The following is a 16,981-nucleotide window of genomic DNA, read 5'->3' as shown; positions in this document are numbered from 1 at the left end:
CGCCCGGAGTGAAAGCTCCGGGCGTTTTGCGTTCTGGCTATCGTTGCATTTTGAGACCTGTCAGGGCAGCGCGTAAATCCGCGGACGGCGAATGTCGAGGAAACCTTCGGTCTCCGCCTTGAACGGAAATTCCGGCGCTGTGTCGAACTCGACCGCCTGCCCATTGCGGGTGAGGGCAAGCACGCGGCGGGAATCCGGGCGATCGATGACCCGGATGATGGTGGCTGGAATACCGTGCCCATCCTCCCGCCAGGCCACATCTGCAGGGCGGAAGAAAAGCTCGGCCGGACCGTCCGGCAGACCGTGGGCGTCAAAGCTCGTGTCCTGGAAGCTGGCCTTGCCGCTCTTCACGTCCACCTTCAGCCGGTTGGCGTCACCCAGAAAGTTCATGACGAAGGCATTTTCCGGCGCGCGGCAAACCTGTTCCGGCGTTCCGGATTGTACGATCTTGCCCTTGTCGAGAATGACGACGCGGTCGGCGAGATCGAGCGCTTCCGCCTGATCATGGGTCACGAACAGCGTGGTGATCCCGAGTTCGTCATGGATTTTGCGCAGCCAGCGACGCAGATCCCGGCGCACATTGGCGTCGAGCGCACCGAACGGTTCGTCCAGCAGCAGCACCTTCGGATCGACCGCGAGTGCGCGTGCCAGCGCCACGCGCTGGCGCTGGCCGCCGGAAATCTGTGCGGGAAAACGGTCTCCCAGCCCTTCAAGCTGCACCAGTCGCAGCAGATCCCCGACACGCTCGTTGACATCGGCCTGCGAGCGTTTGCGCTTTGAAACCTTCATCCCGAAAGCGATGTTCTCCGCCACGGTCATATGCGGGAAAAGCGCATAGTGCTGGAACACGAAACCGACGCCACGGTCGCGCACCTCGATATGGGTGGCATTCTCCGCCCCGAAGTAGATTGCGCCGCCATCGGGATACTCGAGGCCCGCGACCATGCGCAGGATTGTCGTCTTGCCGGAACCGGAAGGCCCCAACAGCGCAACGAGCTCGCCGCTGTCGATCTCGAGCGAAACGCCATGCACGGCGCGGAAGGTCTGGAACGTCTTGGTGACGTCTTCGAGACGGATTTTCACGTCAGGGTCTCCGGTTTCTGTGCCGCGCCGGCAAGCGAGGGCCGGCGCACGCGCCCGGCACCGCGCCGCTCAAGAATGACCTTTGCGATCAGGGTTACGATCGCCAGCAGAGCAAGGATCGAAGCGGCCGCAAAGGCGCCGATGGCATTGTAATCGTGGTAAAGCAGTTCGATGTGCAGCGGCAGCGTGTTGGTTTGGCCGCGGATATTGCCGGAGACGACCGACACGGCGCCGAACTCGCCCATCACCCGCGAATTGCAGAGGATGATGCCGTAGAGCAGCGCCCATTTGATGTTGGGCAGCGTCACCGAAAAGAACGTTCGAAACCCGCTGGCGCCGAGCGATGTCGCGGCTTCCTCAAGATCGCGCCCCTGCGCCTGCATCAGCGGAATAAGCTCGCGCGCAACGAAGGGCGCGGTCACGAACATGCTGGCGAGCACGATGCCGGGCAGTGCAAAGAGGATTTTGACATCGGCCGATTGCAGCGCCTCGCCGAACAGGCCCTGCAGGCCGTAGACAAAGAGGTAGGACACGCCAGCAACGATCGGGGAGATGGAAAAGGGAATTTCGATCGCGATCAGCAGCAGGCGACGACCCGGAAAATCGAATTTGGTAATCGCCCAGGCGGCGGCAATGCCGAAGGCGGTGTTTATCGGAACCGCGATGAGGGCGGTGACTGCCGTCAGGAAAATCGCGTGGCGCGTATCGGCTTGCCCGATCGTCGTCGCGAAGTAGGCCCATCCTTTGGAAAAGGCTTCGACACCGATCACGATCAGCGGTGCGACAATCACGAGCGCTACGAGGATCAGCACGATCGAAATGATGGTGCCGCGAAACAGCGGGTTTTCGCCGATGCGGGGCGGACGCTTCTCAGCCATCGTTCAGCCCTTTTCCGTGTAGCGCAGGGCGCGGGCCTGCAGCAGATTGGTCACGGCAAGCATCATGAAGGCCGCAATCAGCATAACGGATGCAATCGCGGCTGAAGCCGGATAATCATATTCTTCCAGCCGGATAAAGGCGAGCAGCGCTGTGATCTCGGTCTCGAAGGGCTGATTGCCGGCAATGAAGATGATTGCGCCGAATTCGCCGAGGCTGCGGGCAAAGGACAGCGACAGCCCGGCAAGCAAGGCAGGCACGAGTTGTGGCAGCAGGACCCTTGAGAAGATTTCGAGGTCGGTCGCGCCAAGCGTCTGGCCGGCTTCTTCCAGCGCCGGGTCCAGCTCTTCCAGCACCGGCTGCACGGTCCGCACGATAAAGGGCAGGCTGGTGAAGGCCATGGCGATGATGATGCCGAGCGGCGTATAGGCGACCTTGATGCCGATCGCCGACAGGGGGCCGCCGAACCAGCCATTCGAGGCAAACAGTGTGGTGAGCGCAATGCCGGCAACGGCTGTGGGCAGCGCGAAGGGCAGGTCGACCAGCGCATCGACAATCCTGCGGCCAGGGAAACGGTAGCGCACCAGAACCCAGGCGAGCGCCATGCCGAAAACGAGATTGAACAGCGTCGCGGCAGCCGCGCAGAGGATTGTCACGCGATAACTCGCAACGGCGCGCTCGGAGGAGACGATCCGCCAATAATCTTCAGGCCCGAGACTGGCCGCCTTGAAGACCAGCGCGCCGAGCGGCAGAGCAATGATGATGGCCGCATAGACCAGCGTGATGCCGAGCGTCAGAGGCAGACCGGGGAGAATGCGCCTTGCCAAGAGAATACCCTATGCTGGAACACCGAGAAGCCGCGGCGGGCATCTGCCCGGCCGCGGCCCGGTTTTTCACAAATCCCTGTGGGGATCAACGGCTGCCGTAAAGTTTGTCCAGCGTGCCGCCTTCGTCGAAGTGTTCCTTCTTGACGGCATCCCAGCCGCCGAACACGTCCTCGACCTTCACGAGGCGGATATCCGGGAACTGGTCCTTGAATTCGCCGGCGACCTTTTCGTCGTTCACCCGGTTGCCGTTTTCAGCAAGGATCTTCTGGCCTTCCGGGGTGTAAAGGAAGTCGAGATAGGACTTTGCAAGCTCGCGGGTGCCGTTCTTGTCGACCACCTTGTCGACGATCGCCACCGGGAATTCGGCCAGCAGGCTGACTTCAGGCACGACGATGTCAAACTTGTCTTCGCCGAACTCCTTGGCAATACCCTTGGTTTCGGCTTCGAAGGTGATCAGAACGTCGCCGGTCTCGCGCTCGACGAAGGTCGTCGTTGCGGCGCGTCCGCCCGTGTCGAACACCGGAACGTTGTCGAAAATCTTCTTGATGAAGGCTTCGACCTGCGCCGGATCGTTCTCGAATTTTTCCTTGGCGTAGGCGGTGGCGGCCAGATAGGTGTAGCGGGCGTTGCCGGATGTCTTCGGATTGGGGAAGATCACCTTCACATCGTCCCGGACCAGATCGCCCCAGTCCTTGATGCCCTTCGGGTTGCCTTCGCGCACGAGGAAGGCGGGGAAGGAGTAGTAGGGCGACGCATTGTTGGCGAAGTCGCTCTTCCAGTCTTCCGAAACAAAGCCGCCCTTTACCAGCGCATCCACGTCCGTCACCTGGTTGAAGGTCACGACGTCGGCCTCAAGGCCCTCGAGGATAGCACGCGCCTGCTTGGAGGAGCCGCCGTGGGACTGGTCAACGGTGACGCCCGGATGCGCCGCGACGAAGGCCTCGTTCACGGCCACGAAAAGCTCGCGGGAGATGTCGTAGGAAGCGTTGAGCAGCTTGTCGGCGGCAGCGGCAGGAGCAGTCAGCGCGGCAAGGGCGACACCGATGAGCAGAAGGCGTTTCATAAAGGCGTTTCTCCGAAATGTTATTTGCTCGACACCATAGGCAAACTCTCCGCGCGATCCGAGGAACCGTCGCCTGCAAGCCTTCGTCCAGGAGGAAAAAATTGCCCCGTTTTTCCATGTGCGGGAAACGCGACGGGTGCGGTCTCGCAAATCCGTATTGTCTGCCGCATTGGACGAACGATATCGTCAGGCCCGGCCGTTTCGAACCGCTGCAGGCTGTGATTTCCGTAAGTCGCTGCAAACATTGAATTCCCTTCTTAGACAAAAGTCGAAGAAGGCATATTTTCCTGTGACTGGACAGGCGGGGGGGACCGTGTAATCTGGCGTCCGGAACCGAGCCTGGCGTATCGCGCCGGAAGGTTGCGAAACGGCCAGATGACAGCGCCGGCTCTGGGAAATCCGATGTTCCCGGGTTCGGTATCTGCGGGGAGGAGCAGTCTCGAATGGCGAGGCTGTCCGCAAGAAAAAGAGAAGAGGAGAACACATGGATCGTCGTTCATTTATCAAGCGCGCCGGCATCGGCGGCTTGGGTGCCGCTGCGGGTGCAACGCTTGCCGCACCGGCCATCGCGCAAACCATCCCGAAGGTCACATGGCGCCTGACGTCGTCGTTCCCCAAGTCTCTGGACACGATCTATGGCGGCGCCGAAGTGCTGTCCAAGTATGTGTCCGAAGCGACCGACGGGAACTTCCAGATCCAGGTCTTCGCCGCCGGCGAAATCGTGCCCGGCCTGCAGGCCGCAGATGCCGCTGCTGCCGGCACCGTCGAAGCCTGCCACACGGTTTCCTACTATTACTGGGGCAAGGACCCGGTCTGGGCGCTCGGCGCTGCCGTTCCCTTCGCGCTCAACGCCCGTGGCCACAACGCCTGGCAGTATCACGGCGGCGGCATCGATATGTTCAACGAGTTCCTGGGTGCCCAAGGGCTTGTCGGTTTCCCCGGCGGCAACACCGGCGTTCAGATGGGCGGCTGGTTCCGCAAGGAAATCAAGACCGTTGCCGACATGCAGGGCCTGAAGATGCGCGTCGGCGGCTTTGCCGGCAAGGTCATGGAAAGCCTCGGCGTCGTGCCGCAGCAGATCGCCGGTGGCGATATCTATCCGGCGCTCGAAAAGGGCACCATCGACGCTGCCGAATGGGTCGGACCTTATGACGACGAGAAGCTCGGCTTCTACAAGGTTGCGCCGTACTACTACTATCCCGGCTGGTGGGAAGGTGGCCCGACGGTCCACGTCATGTTCAACAAGACCGCTTACGACGGTCTGCCGAAGTCGTATCAGTCGCTGCTGCGCACCGCCGCCCAAGCAGCGGACGCAAACATGCTGCAAAAGTACGACTACCTGAACCCTTCGGCGATCAAGCGCCTCGTCGCAAACGGCGCCAAGCTCAGCCCGTTTACCCCGGAAATCCTGTCGGCCTGCTTCGATGCAGCCAACAAGGTTTACGCCGACATGGAAGCCACCAACCCGACCTTCAAGAAGATCTGGGAATCGATCAAGGCCTTCCGCGGCGAGTATTACCTCAACGCCCAGATCGCCGAGTACAACTACGATACCTTCATGATGATCCAGCAGCGCGGCGGCAAGCTCTAAGCTCACCTCCGCTGAACGAAGTCATCTTATCAAAAGAAAGCCGCCTGTGATCTCGCAGGCGGCTTTCTCGCTTTTGCTAGACACGTAACCACCGTAAGCTCATCTCGTTGCCTTGGGAGGAGAAAGACATGTCGAGCGAGTTTTCACCGGTCATGCTCGGTCCCGATGGCGGAAGGCGCTACGAGATGGGCGCCATCAGCGCCGTCTTCAAGGCGGATGGCCCCGAGACCAACAACCGATTCTCAATCTCCGAATGGTGGTTGGAAGCCCGGAATGAAGGCCCGGGCGCGCATAAGCACGACGAAAGCGACGAGATTTTCTATGTGATCGAAGGCACGGCCAGCATTCTCGTCGGCGATGGTTGGCACCAGATGCCGCAAGGCTCGGTCTGCGTCATCCCGCGCGGTACCATGCATGATTTCCGCAACGAAAGCACCGCCCGCATGGGCCTGTTCAACGTCTTCCTGCCCGGTGCCTTCGAGGAAATGATGCCCACGATCGTCGACTGGTATCGCGAGAACCCCGCCAAGCCATTGTGATCCGGATGAAAAGCAAGAAAAGGGCGGCCCGATGAGCCGCCCTTGAAGTTTCCCCTTTGATCTCAGTTGAACGACGGTGGGGCAGTGAGGTCGGGTGCCTTCTGCTGTTCCGTGCCGCCATTCGCCGGGGGCTCGGCAGTGCCGCCGTTGTTGTCCAGCGGACTTCCGCCGGGCAACTGCAAGCCGCCGGGAAGCCCGAGCCCGCCATTGCCATCCGCGGGCAGGCCAAGACCACCACCAGCTCCGCCGAAACCGGGCACCTCGATCTTGATCGTGTTCGGATCGACGCCTGAGCCTTCGCCCTTGTAGTGCATGACCATCTGCGGGAACATGATGGTCAGCGCGACCATGATGATCTGGATGCAGACGAACGGCACGGCCCCCCAGTAGATCTGGCCCGTCGTCACCGGTTCGATGTTCTTGCCAGTGATTCGATCGAGATAGGGCACCTTCGCCGCCACAGACCTCAGATAGAACAGGGCAAAGCCGAAGGGCGGGTGCATGAAGCTCGTCTGCATGTTGATGCCGAGCAGAACGCCGAACCAGATGAGGTCGATGCCCAGCTTGTCGGCTGCCGGCGCCAGCAGCGGCACGATGATGAAGGCCAGCTCGAAGAAATCGAGGAAGAACGCCAGGAAGAAGACGAGCACGTTCACGGCGATCAGGAAGCCTGTTTCCCCGCCCGGCATCGCGACCAGCAGGTGTTCGACCCAGAGGTGTCCGTTGACGCCGTAGAAGGTCAGCGAGAACACACGCGCACCGATCAGGATGAACAGCACGAAGGCGGAGAGCCGGGTCGTCGCAGCGAGCGCGCCCTTGATGACCTCCATGCTGAGGCGGCCTTTGGCGGCTGCCATGATCAGCGCACCGACCGCCCCCATTGCGCCGCCTTCCGTCGGCGTTGCGATGCCGAGAAAGATGGTGCCGAGCACGAGGAAAATCAGCGCCAGCGGCGGAATGAGGACGATGATGACCTGCTGCGCCAGCCGCGACATGGCGTTGACGTTGAAGGTCTTGTCCGCAAGCGCGAAGATATAGATTACGAGCGTGCCAACGGTTGCGCCGAGAATGTCTGCATTCTCGCCCTGCGTCGGCGAGAGATAGACATGGGCGGTATAGGCAATGGCACCTGCCACGATGAGCGCCACAATGAGCGATGTGACCCCCGAGCCCAGCGTGCGCGCCTCAAGCGGCAGGGCCGGCATCGAGTTGCGGTTCGCGAACGACATCAGCAGGATGTAGCCCATGTAGAGGCCTGTCAGCACCATGCCCGGAATGAGCGCGCCGGCATACATGTCGCCAACCGAGCGGCCGAGCTGGTCGGCAAGAACGATCAGCACGAGCGACGGCGGGATGATCTGCGCCAGCGTGCCGGAGGCTGCGATAACGCCTGAGGCAATGCGGCGGTCATAGCCGTAGCGCAGCATGATCGGCAGCGAGATCAGGCCCATGGCGATGACCGAGGCCGCCACCACACCGGTTGTCGCCGCCAGCAGCGCACCGACGAAGATAACCGCATAGGCAAGGCCGCCGCGGATCGGTCCGAACAGCTGGCCGATCGTGTCGAGCAGGTCTTCGGCCATGCCGGATTTCTCCAGCACGATGCCCATGAAGGTAAAGAATGGGATGGCGAGCAATGTGTCGTTGGACATCACCCCCCAGAACCGGTCAGGCAGGGCCGTCAGCAGCGGCCAGGAGAGGTTGATGCTGTCGGACATCGGAGCCAGTTCGACGCCGATGATGAAGAAAAGCAGGCCGTTTGCTGCAAGCGAAAACGCGACCGGGTAGCCCAGGAGCAGGAACACGATCAGCGACATGAACATGATCGGCGCGAGGTTTTCGGCAATGAACTCGATCATGGACGCGCCTCCGGTACGACCACGTCGTCAAGGGGCGCATGGGTCGGCACATAAGGTGCCGGATCTTCCATGTTGCCGGTCATGATCGCAATCTTCTTGATGATTTCGGAGACGCCCTGCAACGCCAGGAGGACAAAGCCCACCAGCAGAATGCCTTTCGCCGGCCAGATGATCAGGCCACCTGCGCTGGAGGATACCTCGCCTGAACGATAGGACATCAGCACATAGGGAACGAGGTAGTAGACCATCAAAAGCACGAAGGGCATCAGGAAGAGAAGATGCCCAAGCAGGTCGATCCAATGCTGGACCCGCCGTGAAAACTGGCCGTATACGATATCGATTCGGATGTGTTCGTTCTGGCTCAGCGTATAGGCGGCCGCAAACATGAAGGCCGCGCCGAACAGGTACCATTGGGCCTCGAGCCATGAGTTGGACGAGACGTTGAATATCTTTCGAACCACGGCATTTCCGGCGCTGACGAGCACTGCGACCAGAATGAGCCATGAAACCGCCTTGCCGATAAATTCGGTCACGGCGTCGATCGTTCGGCTGATGCCGAGAAGTGGTGCCATTAAATCCTCCCCGCAGGGTTTGTTCCTCTTTTTTCCTGCACTGTTCAGAGTGCCGATTTCGCCGGGTCTTTCAAGGGAAAACGCCGGCTTTTGCAATGACTGCTTTATTGAGCGCGACTAAAGTCGAATATGCGCAATTGCTCGCTCGCCGGTCGGAAACCACGCCTGTCACGGGGTGTGTGACCTTCCTGCAACGTTACAGTTTGAGTTTTCAAGCGAAGCATTGAATCGCGCCTCGCAGTCTTGTTCTACGGTTTCGTTTGATGCTGGATGCCGCGCAATAAAAGAGGAGGTCGCATTCATGGTCGCAACAATTCGCAACCCAATCCTTCCGGGCTTCAATCCGGATCCGTCCATCTGCCGGGTCGGCGATGACTATTACATCGCCACATCCACATTCGAATGGTATCCGGGCGTGCAGATCCATCACTCCCGCGACCTGGTGAACTGGACGCTGGTGCGACGGCCGCTTGAGCGGGCAAGCCAGCTGGACATGCGCGGCAATCCCGATAGTTGCGGCGTCTGGGCCCCCTGCCTGTCCTACGCCGATGGCCTGTTCTGGCTGGTCTACACCGACGTCAAGCGCTTCGACGGCAATTTCAAGGATGCGCACAACTACATCGTGACCTCGCCGACGATCGAAGGCGAATGGTCCGAGCCGATCTACATCAATTCCTCCGGTTTCGACCCGTCGCTGTTCCATGATGACGACGGCCGCAAGTGGTTCCTCAACATGCAATGGAATCACCGCACGGAAAGCTACGGCGGTGCGCCGAAGCATCCGGCTTTCGACGGGATTCTCTTGCAGGAGTGGGACCCTGCCTCGAAATCCCTTATCGGCCCGATCCGCAACATCTTCGCCGGCAGCACACAGGGGCTGGTGGAAGGCCCGCATCTCTTCAAGCGCGATGGTTGGTATTACCTGACCACCGCCGAGGGTGGCACCGGATACGATCATGTGGTCACCATGGCGCGTTCGCGTACCATTGATGGCCCTTACGAAATGCACCCGCAGGTGCACCTCATAACCTCGAAGGATCACCCTGAAGCGCCGCTCCAGCGCGCCGGTCACGGTCAGTATATCGAAACGCCGGACGGACAGGTCTATCACACCCACCTGACCGGGCGCCCGCTCGCGCCGCATCGCCGCTGCACCCTCGGCCGCGAAACTGCCTTGCAGAAATGCGTCTGGAAAGAGGACGGCTGGCTTTATCTGGAGCACGGCGGCGTCGTGCCCGCCGTGGACGTGCCGGCCCCGGCGGATGTCGCCGTCATCGCGAAGCCGACGAAGGTCGCCACCGATTTCGATAGTCCGGATCTGCCCTTCGAATTTCAGTGGCTGCGCACTCCGGTTCCGGCGCGTCTGTTTTCCTTGACGGAAAATCCCGGCTCGCTTCGGCTTTTCGGTCGTGAAAGCATCGGCAGCTGGTTCGAGCAGTCGCTCGTTGCCCGCCGGCAGGAGCACCATTCGTTCCGGGTGGAAACGGTCGTCGATTTCGACCCGGACACCTATCAGCAGGCCGCCGGCCTGACGCACTACTATAACCGGCACAAGTTCCATGCGGTCGTCGTAACCCTGCATGAGAAGCTCGGTCGCGTCGTCACGATCTTTTCCTGCGATGGCGACTTTCCGCATGGCCGCATGACATTTCCGGTCGAAAGCGGTGAGGCAGTGCCGGCAGGCCGGGTGCATCTCGCCATGGAAATCCGAGACAACGACCTGCAATTCTTCTGGCATGCCGATGGTTTCCGCGTCTGGCGACCGCTCGGTCCCGTGCTAGACGCTGGCGTCGTCTCCGATGAAGGCGGCCGTGGTGAACACGGTTCGTTCACGGGCGCATTTGCCGGCATGTTTGCCTTCGATACATCCGGGCGGGCGAAGGCTGCGGATTTCGATCGTTTCTCGTATGAGGCCTTGTAAAGACTGCAATATCCTCGATCGTTTGATGAGTTAATGCTGATAAGTATTGGATATCATTACAAATATGTAATGATATCCTTCAGTTTTCATTCATCATGAGGCCGCTAGTTAAGGGGTGTCAAACACGAAAGGACACCCCGATGAAACGTCTGTTCATTGCTCTGGTCGCAAGCTCTTTCCTTGTGGCGCCCACGGCTTTCGCGCAGCCTCAGTCGGCCTCGTTCGAGGTTGCTCAGGTCAAGGAGCGGCATGTCGAGCGCAACGTCTACAAACACGGAAACACCAAGATCGTCGAAAAGAAGGTCGTGGTGAAGAAAAAGCGCTGGTCGCGCGGCCATCGCATGTCGCAGACCGAGCGCCGCCGCACCCACACCGTCAGCGACTACCGCCGCTACAAGCTGCGTCAGCCGCCGCGCGGCCAGCAGTGGGTGCGGGTCGATAACGACTTCCTGCTGATCAGCGTCGCCACCGGCGTCATCGCTGGCATTGTTGCCGCGAACTGATTTCAGCGAAAAGCCGATGTGCGCGCCGGCAGGGCGGGCACATCGAAATGCTCGGGCGGCAACCTGTTCCGGGCCCGAGCCGCCATGGTCTCATAGGCGGTTTCCAGATGCCGGCAGAATCGTTCGGCATCGAAGAGCGGCGCCCGGAAGCGGTTGTCCGCTGTCTTCTTCTTCAGGAGATCGCGCTCCTGCGCCGATCCCGCAAGATGCACCGCAAGCGCCACAGCGCCATCCCGATCATCCGCGACCAGTTCCGGCACGCCAAGCGCCGTCAACAGGCTCTCGGAAACACGCGATGCAAAATTGCTGCCCTTGAACGTCACTACCGGCAGGCCGGCCCAAAGCTTGTCGGATGTCGTTGTATGGCCGTTGTAGGGGAAGGTATCGAGCCCGATGTCGGCGGCCTGCAGCCGGGCGATATGGCTCGTATAATCCGTCTTCGGCGCAAAGATGATCCGCTCCGCGGAAACCCCGCGGCTTGCCATCGCCTTCAGAAAATTGCCGCGCGCCAGTTCGCCGTCCACCATGACCCACAGCACGCTGTGTGGCGCCTTGACGAGAATGTCCGCCCAGCAGTCGAGCACGGTAGGCGTGATCTTGCGCTGGGTGTTGAATGCAGCGAAGACGACCTTGTCTTCCGGCAGTCCCAGTTCGGCGCGAGACCTCGCCGGGGGCAAGGCGCGGTGAACGGGATCGTTCGGCTGATAGCTCTCCGGCATCCGGCAGAATTTCTCGTAATAATACGGCTTGGAACTGTTCGGCAGAACGATCCGGTCGCCGATCACATAGTCGCAATCGACATCGACCGTGCTTCCGGGGAAACCGAGCCATGCCACCTGCACCGGCGCTACCATGCGGTTGAGAATGCCCGTGCGCGAACCACCGGTATGCCCCTTGAGATCGACAAGAATATCGATGCCGTCGCTGCGAATGGCGTTGGCCGCCTCGGCATTGCTCATCCGCCCGATGTGCACGATCCGGCCCCAGCTCTTGCGATTGCCGCCATCAAAGCCGACGAAGCGCTCCGGGGTATAGCAGTAAAGCGTGATATCAAACCGCTCCTTGTCATGCGCCGTCAGCACGCTCTGGAACAGCCGCATGGTCGCATGGTCGTCCCAGAGGTCGTTGGAGAGATAGCCGATCCGGATTTTGTCAGCCCAGGCGTGGGCGCGCATGCGCCGCTGGCGGGCGAGTGTCACGATGTCTGCCCCGGCCGTGGCCGTGTTGTTGGTCGCAAGCCTGTTCAGTCGCTCGTCGCCGCAGTGCAGAAGGTTCGAGTAGCCCGTTTCCCCACAGAGCATGGCAGGCCCGGCAGCCATGGCGCGCGGCCAGAAATCCCGCTCGATCGCTTCGATCGCCTCGTAGTCGCAGAAGTTGCGCGCCACCGACAGATATTTGAACTGTGCGTAAGGATCGTCCGGATCGAGCGCCGCAATCTTCGAAAACAGCGTCAGCAAGATCGGATCGCGCTCTTCCTCCGCAAGCAGTCGTGCGGCAAGCTCGATGTGCTCGCGCCTGTCGCTCGTCACCAGCACCGGCGCCATGCGCCCGGCAATTGCCGGGTCGCCGCTTCGCAGGCAGGATTGCGCGAGGATATAGGCAAGCTCGACGTCGCCCGGCAACGTTTCCTGCAGCTTCAGCCCGATCAGTTGCGCGGCATCGTCATTGCCAAGGGCAAAATGAAGGGCGGCGGCTTTCCTGAGAAACAGATTGGCCTCCGCGCTGCTGGAGCGAGCGGCCTGCTCGAAGGCTTCGGCCGCTTCCGCAAGCAGCCCGAGTTTTTCGAGGGTAGCGCCGAGCAGCGCGAGAACGTCAGGGCCGGGTGCGTTGCCGAGTGACCCGTTCAGGATCGTCAGGGCCTCGATGTAGTCGGCGCGCTCATAGGCTGCCGTGGCTGCGGCGAAACCGTGGATAGTCATGGCTCATGCTCCTGCTGCGGCCCGTCCGGCAGGGCCGCCTCTTTCAGGAGCAATCTGCCCTGCCTTGCTTGCGCGAGGCAGAGCCAAGGGCCGTTTTCTCAGCCCGCCGTGCCAAGGCAATCGTTGAGCGATGTCCCGATATTTTCCATCAGCTGGAAATACAGGTCCGGTCCGGCCTCGAGCGTGCCGGCTTCCGGATCGAGCACACCAGATTTCGCCGGCGTTCCCTCAAGCACGACGTTTACAAGCTTGGGCTCGAACTGCGGCTCGCTGAAAACGCAGGTCGCACCCAGCGATTTGATCTTTTCGTGAATCTGCGACAGCCGCTCCGCACCCGGCAGGGTTTCCGGGCTCACGGTGATCGACCCTGCGACCTTCACGCCATAGCGGTGTTCGAAATACTGGTAGGCGTCATGGAAGACGACGAAGGGCTTGTCCTTGATCGGTTCGACCTTGGCGGCAAGGCTTGTGTCGAGTGCGTCGATACGGGCATTGAGTGCTTCGAGATTGCTGCGATACCGCGCCACATTGGCGGGATCGGCCTTTTCCAGCGTTGCCTCGATTTCCTTGGCCATCGCCTTTGCGTTCATCGGGTCGAGCCAGAGGTGCATGTCGAATTCGCCCTCGTCGTGATGATGGGCTTCGGCATGATCTGCACCGGCTTCGCCGTCTTGGTGATCGCCGCCATGGTCAGCGCCGTGTGGATGGCCTTCCTCGCCCTCGTGTCCATGATCATGGGCTTCAAAGGCGCCTCCCTCGCGGAACTTCAGCTTGGTCAGGCCGGGCGCGTCATCGAGTTCGACAATCTTGGCATCGCCGCCAAGCGATTCGAGCGGCTTCTCAAGGAACGCTTCCAGCCCATGCCCGACGAAGAAGACGATATCGGCATCCTGGAGCGCCGCGGCATTCGAAGGCTTCATGCTGTAGGTGTGGGGGGAAGCCGCACCTTCGACAATGAGCGACGGTTCACCAACGCCTTGCATGATCGATGCGACCAGCGAGTGGATCGGCTTGATCGACACCACCACCTTCGGCGCCTCGGCATGGGCGGCACCGGCCCCGAAAAACATCGCGGTGCCGAGAAGGCCGGCTGCCATAAGCGCGCGGGTGGGACGGTGAGGGATGGAACGGAGGGGGAGGGAGGCTTTGGCGAACATTGGGGGGCTCCTGACTTGTATCTTGACGTAATGTTATTACATCAATTGCGTTATGCTATAACGTGTGGCATAGCGGCTGGCAACACAAACTTCGGAATTTTTTCATGCTGAATATCCGCCCGCCCCAGGATGCCGCTCCGCTGGTGACGCTTGCCAATGCTGGCGTGCGCCGCAATGGCCGCTGGCTCGTGCGCGGGGTTGATTTCTCTATCGCACGCGGCGAGATCGTCACGCTCATCGGTCCCAACGGATCGGGCAAATCGACGACCGCAAAAGCCGCCATCGGCGTTTTGAAGCCGGATGAAGGCCATGTCTCGCGCCTTGCGGGCCTGCGTGTCGGTTATGTGCCGCAAAAGCTCTCGATCGATTGGACCCTGCCGCTCACCGTAGAGCGCCTGATGACGCTGACCGGCCCGCTCAGCCGTACGGACATCGATACCGCACTGCATTCCACCGGTGTTGCCCATCTGGCCCGCTCCGAGGTTCAGCATCTGTCCGGCGGCGAGTTCCAGCGCGCGCTTCTTGCCCGCGCCATTGCCCGCAAACCCGATCTTCTCGTTCTCGACGAGCCGGTGCAGGGCGTGGATTTCTCCGGCGAGATTGCGCTTTACGATCTCATCCGCCAGATCCGCAATCGCACGGGGTGCGGTATCCTGTTGATTTCCCATGATCTCCATGTCGTCATGGCCGAGACCGATACGGTCGTCTGCCTCAACGGTCACGTCTGCTGCCGTGGCACGCCGCAGGATGTGAGCCGCAGTCCTGAATACCGCAAGCTTTTCGGCGGCCGCGCCGCCGATACGCTTGCCGTCTACAGTCACCATCATGATCACACCCACCTGCCGGATGGTCGCGTGCTGCACGCCGATGGCAGCGTGACCGAGCATTGCCATCCTGAAGACGGCCACCACCACGATCATGAACACGATGACGTGCATGATCATGCTGACGATTGCGGGTGCAGCCACCACAGCCGCTTGCATGGCTATGACAACAAGGAAAGCGGCCATGTTTGACGATTTCTTCACCCGCGCCTTGGTCGCGGGCATCGGTCTCGCCATCACGGTCGGTCCGCTCGGCTGCTTCGTGATCTGGCGGCGCATGGCCTATTTCGGCGATACGATGGCCCATTCGGCGCTGCTCGGGGTCGCGCTATCGCTGCTGTTCGATTTGAACCTGATGCTCGCCGTCTTCATCGTCGCAGCCGCCGTCTCGCTGCTGCTTCTTTTGTTGCAACGGCGTGGCGCTCTTTCGACGGACGCGCTGCTCGGCATTCTCTCGCACTCGGCCCTGTCGATCGGCCTTGTCATGGTCGCCTTCATGACCTGGGTGCGCATTGATCTCGTCGGCTTTCTGTTCGGGGATATTCTGGCGGTGTCTGAGGCAGATATCGATCTCGTGTGGGGCGGCGGCATCCTCGTGCTGTTTGCGATGGTCTATCTCTGGCGGCCACTGCTGGCGTCGACCGTCAACGCCGAGTTGGCCGAAGCCGAAGGCTTGCAGCCCGAGCGAACGAAACTCTATTTCATGCTGCTGATGGCCCTGGTGATTGCCATTGCCATGAAGATCGTCGGGATCCTGCTGATCACCTCGTTGCTGATCATTCCGGCGGCCACGGCGCGGCGCTTCTCCTCATCCCCGGAAATCATGGCCGTTATGGCCTCCGTCATCGGCGCGCTGGCTGTCACTGGCGGGCTCTTCGGCTCACTGCATTTCGACACGCCCTCCGGGCCGTCTATCGTCGTTGCCGCCCTTTGCCTTTTCGTTGTCAGTCTTCTGCCATTCTGGCCGGGCCGGTCGTCGGAAACGGCCATTCATTCCATCCATGGAGGACATCACTGATGGCTGATCATCAATTGACCCGCAACCAGAACCTTGTCCTTGATGCGCTGAGCCACGCGGATGCGCCGCTCAGCGCCTACACCATCCTCGACAAACTGCGCGATCATGGTTTTCGCGCACCGCTTCAGGTGTATCGCGCGCTGGAAAAGCTGCTGGAGTTTGGCCTTGTCCACCGGCTGGAAAGCATCAACGCCTTTGTCGCCTGCGCCCACCGTCACGATCACGCCCATGAGCACGGCGTTACCGCCTTCACCATCTGCGAGGATTGCGGCAACGTTACCGAGCTGTGCGATTCGGTTATCGAGGAGCGGCTCTCCTTTCTTGCGACCCAGCAGAAGTTCAAGACGGAGAAGACCACCATCGAGATCAGGGGCCACTGCCAGACCTGTGCCGCGGCCTGACGTCGGCAATCGGTCACTCTGCGTACCGTGGAAAGATACCAGCAATCTGCCGTCTCATCGCCGTGATCGTTATCAGTCGCTTTTCAGCTCCTGCAGAACGCGATGCAGGGGCGCGTCCGAAATCTGGATGACGCCCGCGAACGGGATATCCATGTCCAGAACCAGGTAAAGCGACATGGACATCAGGAAGGCTGATATGATCAGCACGGTTATGACCAGCCCATTGTGTGGCGCCCGGTAGCCGAAGCTTGCAAAAATCAGCGTCAGCCAGGCAACCAGCATTCCAATCAGAGGCTTGGGGATGACCCCCTCGGATTGTTCGATGATCTTCCAGCGCTGTTCGACAATGCTGTTATATTGGCGGCGCAGATCGATCAGGATCGTATCCTGATAGGTATTGGACGGCGTGATTGCCGCTATTGCAACGCCGAGGCTGCGCAAAGCTGATTCTGCACTTGTGCCGGATTGATTGGTTTGCGCTCGTGCCGGGTGAAGAATCGCTTCGCTCACATAGGTGGCGAGATGATCTCGGGCGCTCTGTGCGGAATACCCCATGTCCCGCAGGCTGCGGTCAAGCAGGATGAGGCTTGTCGCGTAGGAGTGCACGTTGCCGTCGATATTCTCGTACGTGTTCTTTGCGGAGTTTATCAGTAGTCCGAAAACGAGTGAGGTCATCACCACGAATATGTTCGCCACCAGCCGGACGACATTTGTCGTCTCGTCGCTGCGGTGCTGACTGGCGAGGCGTGGCGAAAATCTCAAGGAAATGATCGCAATGCCCCCGAGGAGGATGAAAACAACCGCCGCTGTCAGAAGTTCAGCCACAAG

16 protein-coding genes are annotated in these 16,981 nt (G+C 60.7%); 7 read left to right on the top strand and 9 right to left on the bottom strand.

The annotated features are described in order from the left end of the window. Positions 1-60: 60 nt before the first annotated feature. The 4 genes from BLX89_RS19705 to cysP form a co-directional block, all read right to left on the bottom strand. Complete coding sequence (locus BLX89_RS19705; RefSeq protein ID WP_075292673.1) at positions 61-1,083, bottom strand: sulfate/molybdate ABC transporter ATP-binding protein; 1,023 nt, start codon at positions 1,081-1,083, stop codon at positions 61-63. Then, complete coding sequence (gene cysW / locus BLX89_RS19700) at positions 1,080-1,961, bottom strand: sulfate ABC transporter permease subunit CysW (protein ID WP_075292672.1); 882 nt, start codon at positions 1,959-1,961, stop codon at positions 1,080-1,082. The genes BLX89_RS19705 and cysW overlap by 4 nt, the downstream gene beginning before the upstream one ends. 3 nt (positions 1,962-1,964) lie before the next feature. Continuing rightward, positions 1,965-2,786, bottom strand: coding sequence for a sulfate ABC transporter permease subunit CysT (cysT, locus tag BLX89_RS19695; protein WP_075292671.1), 822 nt, complete (start codon positions 2,784-2,786; stop codon positions 1,965-1,967). A gap of 85 nt (positions 2,787-2,871) precedes the next feature. Beyond that, on the bottom strand, positions 2,872-3,849 hold the full coding sequence (gene cysP, locus BLX89_RS19690) for a thiosulfate ABC transporter substrate-binding protein CysP (RefSeq protein WP_075292670.1): 978 nt from the start codon (positions 3,847-3,849) through the stop codon (positions 2,872-2,874). 484 nt (positions 3,850-4,333) lie between these two features. Between cysP and BLX89_RS19685 the strand changes: the two genes are divergently transcribed. Next, positions 4,334-5,440 carry a TRAP transporter substrate-binding protein gene (locus BLX89_RS19685; protein WP_075292669.1) on the top strand — a complete coding sequence of 369 codons (1,107 nt, stop codon included), beginning with the start codon at positions 4,334-4,336 and terminating at the stop codon, positions 5,438-5,440. Between the two features lie 128 nt (positions 5,441-5,568). Further along, positions 5,569-5,979: a cupin domain-containing protein gene (locus BLX89_RS19680; protein ID WP_075292668.1), complete on the top strand. Its 411-nt coding sequence runs from the start codon at positions 5,569-5,571 to the stop codon at positions 5,977-5,979. Positions 5,980-6,041: 62 nt separating this feature from the next. Here BLX89_RS19680 and BLX89_RS19675 read toward each other — a convergent pair whose 3' ends face one another. Then, positions 6,042-7,838, bottom strand: coding sequence for a TRAP transporter large permease (locus BLX89_RS19675; protein ID WP_075292667.1), 1,797 nt, complete (start codon positions 7,836-7,838; stop codon positions 6,042-6,044). Next, positions 7,835-8,410, bottom strand: coding sequence for a TRAP transporter small permease subunit (locus BLX89_RS19670; protein ID WP_075292666.1), 576 nt, complete (start codon positions 8,408-8,410; stop codon positions 7,835-7,837). Before BLX89_RS19670 ends, BLX89_RS19675 begins: the two co-directional genes overlap by 4 nt. A gap of 301 nt (positions 8,411-8,711) precedes the next feature. Between BLX89_RS19670 and BLX89_RS19665 the strand changes: the two genes are divergently transcribed. Together BLX89_RS19665 and BLX89_RS19660 are read left to right on the top strand one after the other, a co-directional pair. Next, a complete protein-coding gene (locus BLX89_RS19665; RefSeq protein ID WP_075292665.1) occupies positions 8,712-10,331 on the top strand; it encodes a glycoside hydrolase family 43 protein in 1,620 nt (539 codons plus the stop codon). Between the two features lie 140 nt (positions 10,332-10,471). Further along, on the top strand, positions 10,472-10,834 hold the full coding sequence (locus BLX89_RS19660) for an RcnB family protein (protein ID WP_075292664.1): 363 nt from the start codon (positions 10,472-10,474) through the stop codon (positions 10,832-10,834). 2 nt (positions 10,835-10,836) lie between these two features. Here the strand turns inward: BLX89_RS19660 and BLX89_RS19655 are convergent, their stop codons facing one another. Continuing rightward, the gene (locus tag BLX89_RS19655) at positions 10,837-12,753 is read right to left on the bottom strand and encodes an O-linked N-acetylglucosamine transferase, SPINDLY family protein (protein ID WP_075292663.1); all 1,917 of its coding nucleotides are present in this window, start codon (positions 12,751-12,753) and stop codon (positions 10,837-10,839) included. 98 nt (positions 12,754-12,851) lie between these two features. Beyond that, on the bottom strand, positions 12,852-13,850 hold the full coding sequence (locus tag BLX89_RS19650) for a zinc ABC transporter substrate-binding protein (protein WP_075292800.1): 999 nt from the start codon (positions 13,848-13,850) through the stop codon (positions 12,852-12,854). Between the two features lie 164 nt (positions 13,851-14,014). Between BLX89_RS19650 and BLX89_RS19645 the strand changes: the two genes are divergently transcribed. From BLX89_RS19645 to BLX89_RS19635, 3 genes are read left to right on the top strand one after another with little or no spacing between them, the layout of a single operon-like run. Next, positions 14,015-14,926 (top strand): ATP-binding cassette domain-containing protein, encoded by a 912-nt coding sequence (locus BLX89_RS19645; protein WP_075292662.1) that lies wholly within the window; start codon positions 14,015-14,017, stop codon positions 14,924-14,926. Continuing rightward, the gene (gene znuB, locus BLX89_RS19640) at positions 14,919-15,752 is read left to right on the top strand and encodes a zinc ABC transporter permease subunit ZnuB (protein WP_075292661.1); all 834 of its coding nucleotides are present in this window, start codon (positions 14,919-14,921) and stop codon (positions 15,750-15,752) included. The genes BLX89_RS19645 and znuB overlap by 8 nt, the downstream gene beginning before the upstream one ends. Continuing rightward, positions 15,752-16,153, top strand: coding sequence for a Fur family transcriptional regulator (locus BLX89_RS19635; RefSeq protein ID WP_075292660.1), 402 nt, complete (start codon positions 15,752-15,754; stop codon positions 16,151-16,153). Before znuB ends, BLX89_RS19635 begins: the two co-directional genes overlap by 1 nt. A gap of 72 nt (positions 16,154-16,225) precedes the next feature. Here BLX89_RS19635 and BLX89_RS19630 read toward each other — a convergent pair whose 3' ends face one another. Further along, the gene (locus tag BLX89_RS19630) at positions 16,226-16,978 is read right to left on the bottom strand and encodes a bestrophin-like domain (protein WP_075292659.1); all 753 of its coding nucleotides are present in this window, start codon (positions 16,976-16,978) and stop codon (positions 16,226-16,228) included. Positions 16,979-16,981: the final 3 nt, after the last annotated feature.

The sequence above is a fragment of the Pararhizobium arenae genome, assembly GCF_001931685.1.
Classification (GTDB): Bacteria; Pseudomonadota; Alphaproteobacteria; order Rhizobiales; family Rhizobiaceae; genus Pararhizobium; species Pararhizobium arenae.
The sequence above is the reverse complement of the archived record's forward strand: the minus strand, read 5'-3'. Positions and strand labels throughout refer to the sequence as shown.

Bases quoted from the DNA above. Each gene is read 5' to 3' on its own strand.
- cysW (WP_075292672.1), bottom strand. From the start codon at position 1,961: ATGGCTGAGAAGCGTCCGCCCCGCATCGGCGAAAACCCGCTGTTTCGC.
- cysP (WP_075292670.1), bottom strand. From the start codon at position 3,849: ATGAAACGCCTTCTGCTCATCGGTGTCGCCCTTGCCGCGCTGACTGCT.
- BLX89_RS19685 (WP_075292669.1), top strand. From the start codon at position 4,334: ATGGATCGTCGTTCATTTATCAAGCGCGCCGGCATCGGCGGCTTGGGT.
- BLX89_RS19680 (WP_075292668.1), top strand. From the start codon at position 5,569: ATGTCGAGCGAGTTTTCACCGGTCATGCTCGGTCCCGATGGCGGAAGG.
- BLX89_RS19675 (WP_075292667.1), bottom strand. From the start codon at position 7,838: ATGATCGAGTTCATTGCCGAAAACCTCGCGCCGATCATGTTCATGTCG.
- BLX89_RS19670 (WP_075292666.1), bottom strand. From the start codon at position 8,410: ATGGCACCACTTCTCGGCATCAGCCGAACGATCGACGCCGTGACCGAA.
- BLX89_RS19665 (WP_075292665.1), top strand. From the start codon at position 8,712: ATGGTCGCAACAATTCGCAACCCAATCCTTCCGGGCTTCAATCCGGAT.
- BLX89_RS19660 (WP_075292664.1), top strand. From the start codon at position 10,472: ATGAAACGTCTGTTCATTGCTCTGGTCGCAAGCTCTTTCCTTGTGGCG.
- BLX89_RS19655 (WP_075292663.1), bottom strand. From the start codon at position 12,753: ATGACTATCCACGGTTTCGCCGCAGCCACGGCAGCCTATGAGCGCGCC.
- BLX89_RS19650 (WP_075292800.1), bottom strand. From the start codon at position 13,850: ATGGCAGCCGGCCTTCTCGGCACCGCGATGTTTTTCGGGGCCGGTGCC.
- BLX89_RS19645 (WP_075292662.1), top strand. From the start codon at position 14,015: ATGCTGAATATCCGCCCGCCCCAGGATGCCGCTCCGCTGGTGACGCTT.
- znuB (WP_075292661.1), top strand. From the start codon at position 14,919: ATGTTTGACGATTTCTTCACCCGCGCCTTGGTCGCGGGCATCGGTCTC.
- BLX89_RS19635 (WP_075292660.1), top strand. From the start codon at position 15,752: ATGGCTGATCATCAATTGACCCGCAACCAGAACCTTGTCCTTGATGCG.